Here is a 6,404-nt window from a genome sequence, read left to right as displayed (position 1 = left end):
AGTCGATCGCTCAATAACATTTTTAACCAAAGTGATCGGCATCGATGTTATTAGGTGATCGCCATGAATGGTATTGGCTGATCGGCATCAGTGTTATTGAGCGATCGGGATGGATGAAAATATGCACGTGAGATTGCTCTCTTACATTCATCACAATGTTTACACTAAGGTGGCAGCAATGATAGTGATTCAAGCATTTGGTTGGGCATGTTTGTATAGCATAGTTGCAACTAAGAAAAATAAGCGTTAGCGGCTGGCTTTGCACCTAATTTCTAACATGGGAATCTACCAAACTGGCGGTATGCCGCAGCAGCGTCTTATCAGGAGGCATCATGCTTGATATTACCCCTTATACTGAATGCATCAATCAGGTGCACCCCGCCATGGTTCAAAAAATCATTGCGGTCGAATCAGCCAATAACCCTATCGCCATTAACGTCAACATCCTTAAAGGCAAACCCAAACCTCGATACACCTCGCCCAAAACAAAAGAGGAGGCGATTCGGTTAGCCAATGACTATATCAGGCAAGGGCATTCCGTGGATTTAGGGTTGATGCAGGTCAACAGTAACAACCTAAAGAGTTACGGTGTCACTGTCAGCGATATGTTTAACCCCTGCAAGAATATCAACGTCGGATCGACAATTTTGTATGAAGCCTATCAACGCGCACTTCGTGTGAAGAAAACGCCACAGATAGCATTGCGCCATGCGCTTTCCATCTACAACACCGGCAACATGACCTACGGGTTTAAAAATGGGTATGTGAACCGCTACACACCGTATGAAAGCCCCAAGACAGCCCCTGCCTCACTCTATACCAACGAGACGACTATCCCACTCGGCAATCTTTATGATTAAAAAGGAAATGAGAGAATGAAGACGTTTGCCTATCAAGAGCATAAACAGACGCAACCTGTTATAAAACGCCTTGTCGCCCTGGCGTTTTTTTTATGCTTTGCGTTACTACTCAACACCCTAACAACACTCTATGTTGAAAACTCGCTGTTCCATTCAATGACATTCAAGCAGAGCCCGTTCAACTGGATGCTCTGGTCCATCAAGCTCACGCAATTTAAGCTGTATTTTCGTGACGTATGGTTAGTGCATCTCGCCCTGTTAATCGGGGGGACACTCCTCTTTTGCCTCGCCACGTTGACCCGAAAGGTCGCCACGGGCAACAAGACCTCGCACGGTACAGCGCGTTGGGCGACACGGGAGGACATCAAGCAAGCGGGCTTACTCAATGGTCGAGGGGTCTATGTAGGTGCGTTTGAATCCAAGAAAAATACCCTTGAATATCTGCGTCACAATACCAATGAGCATGTGCTCTGTTACGCCCCGACGGGCTCAGGTAAAGGGGTCAGTTTTGTGTTACCAACGCTATTAAGCTGGCCAGCCTCGATGGTGGTGCTCGATAACAAACCTGAACTGTATGAAGAAACGGCGGGATGGCGTAGCCAACATGCTAATAACATTAGCCTCAAATTCGACCCTGCCCGTCGAGACTCCGTGAAGTTCAACCCGTTGGAAGAAATCAGAACCAATGACTACGATGCGTCAGGGCGTTGTACCTTGGGGGATTTTGAAGTCTCAGACACCCAAAATATCGCCACTGTTATCACGAATCCAAACGGTAAAGATGAACTGGACCACTTCAATAAGAATGCCTATGCACTGATTGTGGCCCTGATATTACACACCTTATACGTTGAAAAACAAAAAGGCGCAGTTACCAGCCTGAGTAAAGTGGGGGACATGCTAAAAGACCCAAACACCTTAGATATTTACGCCATGTTATCTATCATGATGACCACGCCTCACATGCAGCTTAATAGCGAACAGCCCATTTTTTCCATCGGTAAAGCCGATGCCGAAAGCCTACAACATTGCACCAAGACCGATACGCACCCTATCGTGTTAAAAACAGCCGCAGATATGTTTAAAAAACCCGATCGTGAACTCGGTAATATCATCTCGACCGCCTCTGAAAAATTTAACCTGTTTCTCGACCCTATCGTGGCTGAAAACACCTCACGGTCAGATTTTCACTATGATGATTTACGTGACAACATTCAGCCCGTTAGCTTATTCATCCAGGTGCGAGATAACGACCAAGAACGGATGCGCCCCCTCGTCAGGTTGATATTAACCCTCATCCTCAAACGCACGACGGAGCATAAGAATCCCCACAAGCACCGTTTACTGTTACTGCTCGATGAATTCACGGGCATAGGCAAGTTAAAGGCATTGGAAACCTCCCTGCACTTCTTACGAGGTTATGGGGTGAAGGTCTATATCATCATTCAAGATAACGTGCAGCTCTATCAAACTTACGGGCGGGACGAAACCATTACATCAGGGTGCGAGGTAACGATTGCCCTTGCGCCTAACAAGCCTGAAACCGCTCAACTGTTATCAACCATGACGGGAATGGGGACCGTTGTGCAAGAAACTCTGACCACATCAGGTAAAAAGCTGTCACAAGGTCAAAACATCAGTCGAGGCATCGTGGAAAAAAGCAGACCGCTATTGACGGTGGATGAATGCTTACGTTTACCGCCAGCAGTAAAAGATGAAAGCGGAACCCGAATAATCAGCGCTGGCAAGATGCTTATTTTTGTTCGTGGCTACCACCCTATTTTAGGGACGCAAAGTTTATATTTTAAAGATCCCATCTTCATTGCCAGACATGCAATCACACCGCCGTCAACGCAATCACAAATCGACATGATATGACCCCATACAGGCGAATTCAAACATGAGTAATAAACCCGCTGCACCGTATAACGATATTCCTGCAAGTACAGAAAAACACATCCCCATCAGTTTGATTGACGTACCGAGGAATAACGACAAACCCAAAACCTGTATCGCAGATAGGTTTCTTAATGAGTCTCTGGATCTGAATAGTCGCTTTGAAGGAACATTTCATGATGTAAGGTACGGTGTTTTCACTGCGATTGAATTAACACAACTCAAGCTTGAAATTATCACATACCAATACGGCTATGATGTCATTCAACATTTACGCCAGGAACAATACATAACAGCTAAAGTACGTTTCGATATCGAATTGAAACCTTTTTTAGATAACCCCACAGGCCTTATGCAAACGCGACGTATAAATAGATTATTAGAGCGGGTTAAAACAAAACTGGATACTGGAGGGAAGCTGTCCTTCATCGAGCACTTCACCCATTTGTTTATCATTTTAAAAAACAAAAAAGGGTATCGCTATTTCACTGGAGAGAGTGCGTTTGATAACTATCGGTTTGAAACCATTCGTTATGCTAGGAAGCATTATGACTAATTAATATCACGCGATAACAATTAGTCAGCCCGTTCAATTTAATTAACCATCACAAGCGAGAGTTATATGGGTTTCCCCAATAAAAACAGTCGCCATACAATGGCAAACGGATCACTTCAAGACTATAAAGGCGTATACCAAGAAATGTGCAAGATGGCGCTGTTCTTAACCAATATTATCGCCGGCGATTTAGTTGATAACCCCCAACATATTGACAGGGAAGAATTAGAAAACGTTCTGAGGATAACCCACGAACTATGGAAGCTATATCCAGCTACCTTATCCGAGCACGATAGGTTATTAGAACAACTCCAGACTTGTATCAATCATTTTTCAACGTCGATGAATACTCCCCTTACGCATTTTATTGATCACGATGAAAGTGTAAATATTCAAAGACTTAATACTCATAAAAAACAGAAATATTAACGACACCCATTCCCCTATTCCAAGTCATGATCACTTTTACATTAAGGTCAATTATTATGACGATTGAAAACCGCGATCTTTTCTTTGAACAGATACGCCAATATGAATCCCTTGTCGCTACAGTGAGGGATAAAAAAACACAGGCAGAGCGTAAGCAATATAATGCGCAAGTATCGCATTTAAGCCACTTAATCCGAGACTTTATGTTTACAAACAGCCTTGATTACGCCGTTTTTAAACAGGACCGTTTAATCGATATTTACCATGGCACGAGTGACGTACAAGCCGTAATGGTTAACGAAGCAAAAACGAGAGGTCAGTTTTCACCCGACTTCACGGTCTACAGGGTATCGGGGTGGAATCCTGACGGTGAATATTCTGTTGGTATCCTTTGTTGCCCCACTACCTTAAAAACGTCGTATGGCCTACCTATCAAACAAATCGCCGTCTTTAACAGCACCCTTGAACATTTCTATATTGAAGACCGTTATGACGCCTTTGATGCTTATCCTTCCATGTCAATATAGTGAATATAACCCTGACTTAACGCTCCCACTCATTATCTTGCTCATGACTGCGTTGCGGGTTCAGTGAAAGCGATACCCCTTTATGGAGTGACTTATAATAATCAAGCTCACTACGCGGAAAGGACTTAACGTACATCGTATCCCGCTGCTTGAGTAGCACAACGGATTCATCACGCACATTACGATACCCCTCAAAAGAAAAGGTGCCGGTCTGTTTCTCTGTAAACGGTTTATGAATCGGTATCGAGGTGATTTTTTCTCGGTCTTTATTGCGTTTATCGATGAAGTCTTCAAGCGGTGACTTCATACCGGCTAACCGCACGTTCAGACCATTGTCAGTGATACAGGCTTCAACCTTGCGCTTAAAGGCATCATCGCCTTGCACGATGATATCGCGCCCGTATTTCAGTATGGCCATTTCAACCAAGGGCTTAACAGAAACAGTGTCGGCGCTCGTAGATAATTGCCGTCCATCATCACGTACCGTCTGGCCGTGATACTGGTAATGCACATGGCCATGTTTATCAATCGTTTTAGACGGGGCCGACAAAAACTTATCCCCTTCTCCTGTAATGCCATTCGTTGATATGTTGGGCTGCTTGTGACGTAACTTAATGAGGGAGGCTTTATGGCCATCCAAAGCACGCCATTGCAGGTAATCACGAAATGTCATCGAAGGGTGTTGCTCAAACGCTTTTTTTCGCTCATTCGCATAATGGGTGGTCACTATTTTTTGTGCACCTTTATGGTTGGCCGACAGCCGTTTGTAAGCGTCACGTTTCAAATACCCACTAAGGGCCGTCGCTTTGAGTTTTTCGCGGGCTAAGGCATGTTCAACCCGCAATGTTAATCGTTGTCTGGCCGCAGTCTGTTTCAATGTGGCCAGCCTGGCTTTTCGATTTTGTGCCTGCTCTTGCTTATGCTTTTGAAATGCCGTGTACAGATAGTCATTTTTATCATTCACATACCGCGACGGTTGACGAGATTTTGTCGTTGACGGTGATGAAAACGGGCCCAACGTGGATGCTAATTTTTTAAGCGACAGGTTACGTGACAGAGAACTGGCCTTAATGGCCGCTTTATCATCCGTGGTTTTTATGACCAAACCCGAACCAGCCCGCTCCAATTTCAATCCATAGTGCGCAAAGACTCGGTGAATATCAGACCAACTTTTAGCTTGAGGCAGGACGTTTTCAAGCTCCTCTTTAACATATTCAGACGCCCAAGAAAGCAAGCTTTGCTCACCGGAATAATGGTCGAGACCGTTCGCTAACTTACGATCATGAAAATTCATTTTATGGGTCATCGTGAGGTTGTGTTTAACTTCCAACATGGCACAACATTTCATCATGTCATGACACTCTCGATATTTAGAGGTGATTTTATACGTATCGGGATCGATTTTATTGATCGCAACATGTAGGTGATAATTATCGGTGTTGGTATGCGTCACACTAATACGCTGATGATGACCAAGTCCCACAGATTCACACAATGATTGTTCGATATCTTTTAATTGTTCAGTCGTGGGTATTTCACCGACAGGGAATGAAATCATCATGTGAAACGTTTTGTCTGATTTCGCACGGTCATTACGATCTTGAATAATTTCAATTTCTTTCAAGGCAAGAAGGGGTTCAAGCGAATAACAGTTTGTGATAAATACCTCCCCTACTTTTTCGCTTTTGTTTTCATCCAGCATATAGGAAACCAAACCACGAACAGAGCGTGTCGCTTTTTTACTTAACACTTTTTTCGCAATCATAACTGTTCAACTTTTAATTTAATTAATTGCGTTGTTTGTTTAAGCGAATCTTCAATATGCTTTAATTGTTCTTTGGTATAACCCCCTTGATGCGTTTTAAGTGTCAGGCGTAATAAATTACCCAACCGTGATAAATCCGCATTCATTTTTAAAAGCTCTAACACCAAATCAGAATCCAACTGTGTTTTTACGGGCTTATTCAATGCGCAATGACGAATATAACTGGAGAGTGACGAGCAACCAGATTTAAGCGCCAGCGATTCCATTTTTTCTTTTTCCGTTGACTTAACGCGCAAGTCAATTCGTGTTGTTGATGTCATAGCAGTTCCTGAGCAAATAACATTTGCGAATCTTTTAGACGGTAGTCGCAG

The 6,404-nt window shown here is 43.7% G+C and carries 7 protein-coding genes; 5 read left to right on the top strand and 2 right to left on the bottom strand.

The window, feature by feature from the left end; all coding sequences use genetic code 11:
* Positions 1–332: 332 nt before the first annotated feature.
* From C9J12_RS27135 to C9J12_RS27115, 5 genes are all read left to right on the top strand, one after another.
* Entirely contained in the window at positions 333–860 is a 528-nt protein-coding gene (locus C9J12_RS27135) for a lytic transglycosylase domain-containing protein (protein WP_107245965.1), read from the top strand.
* A gap of 15 nt (positions 861–875) precedes the next feature.
* Entirely contained in the window at positions 876–2,738 is a 1,863-nt protein-coding gene (locus tag C9J12_RS27130; RefSeq protein ID WP_107245963.1) for a type IV secretory system conjugative DNA transfer family protein, read from the top strand.
* A 22-nt stretch (positions 2,739–2,760) separates the two neighbouring features.
* Positions 2,761–3,312: a hypothetical protein gene (locus C9J12_RS27125; protein WP_107245961.1), complete on the top strand. Its 552-nt coding sequence runs from the start codon at positions 2,761–2,763 to the stop codon at positions 3,310–3,312.
* A 66-nt stretch (positions 3,313–3,378) separates the two neighbouring features.
* Positions 3,379–3,741 carry a hypothetical protein gene (locus tag C9J12_RS27120; protein WP_107245959.1) on the top strand — a complete coding sequence of 121 codons (363 nt, stop codon included), beginning with the start codon at positions 3,379–3,381 and terminating at the stop codon, positions 3,739–3,741.
* Between the two features lie 56 nt (positions 3,742–3,797).
* A complete protein-coding gene (locus C9J12_RS27115) occupies positions 3,798–4,268 on the top strand; it encodes a hypothetical protein (protein WP_107245956.1) in 471 nt (156 codons plus the stop codon).
* 16 nt (positions 4,269–4,284) lie between these two features.
* On the opposite strand, the gene traI is transcribed toward C9J12_RS27115, so the two are convergent.
* Entirely contained in the window at positions 4,285–6,033 is a 1,749-nt protein-coding gene (traI, locus tag C9J12_RS27110; RefSeq protein ID WP_107245954.1) for a TraI/MobA(P) family conjugative relaxase, read from the bottom strand.
* Positions 6,030–6,353, bottom strand: a complete 324-nt coding sequence (locus C9J12_RS27105; protein WP_107245951.1) for a plasmid mobilization protein — start codon at positions 6,351–6,353, stop codon at positions 6,030–6,032. Before C9J12_RS27105 ends, traI begins: the two co-directional genes overlap by 4 nt.
* Positions 6,354–6,404: the final 51 nt, after the last annotated feature.

It is taken from the genome of Photobacterium frigidiphilum, assembly GCF_003025615.1.
Taxonomy (GTDB): domain Bacteria; phylum Pseudomonadota; class Gammaproteobacteria; order Enterobacterales; family Vibrionaceae; genus Photobacterium; species Photobacterium frigidiphilum.
The sequence above is the reverse complement of the archived record's forward strand: the minus strand, read 5'-3'. Positions and strand labels throughout refer to the sequence as shown.

Bases quoted from the DNA above. Each gene is read 5' to 3' on its own strand.
- C9J12_RS27130 (WP_107245963.1), top strand. From the start codon at position 876: ATGAAGACGTTTGCCTATCAAGAGCATAAACAGACGCAACCTGTTATA.
- C9J12_RS27135 (WP_107245965.1), top strand. From the start codon at position 333: ATGCTTGATATTACCCCTTATACTGAATGCATCAATCAGGTGCACCCC.
- C9J12_RS27125 (WP_107245961.1), top strand. From the start codon at position 2,761: ATGAGTAATAAACCCGCTGCACCGTATAACGATATTCCTGCAAGTACA.
- C9J12_RS27115 (WP_107245956.1), top strand. From the start codon at position 3,798: ATGACGATTGAAAACCGCGATCTTTTCTTTGAACAGATACGCCAATAT.
- C9J12_RS27120 (WP_107245959.1), top strand. From the start codon at position 3,379: ATGGGTTTCCCCAATAAAAACAGTCGCCATACAATGGCAAACGGATCA.
- traI (WP_107245954.1), bottom strand. From the start codon at position 6,033: ATGATTGCGAAAAAAGTGTTAAGTAAAAAAGCGACACGCTCTGTTCGT.
- C9J12_RS27105 (WP_107245951.1), bottom strand. From the start codon at position 6,353: ATGACATCAACAACACGAATTGACTTGCGCGTTAAGTCAACGGAAAAA.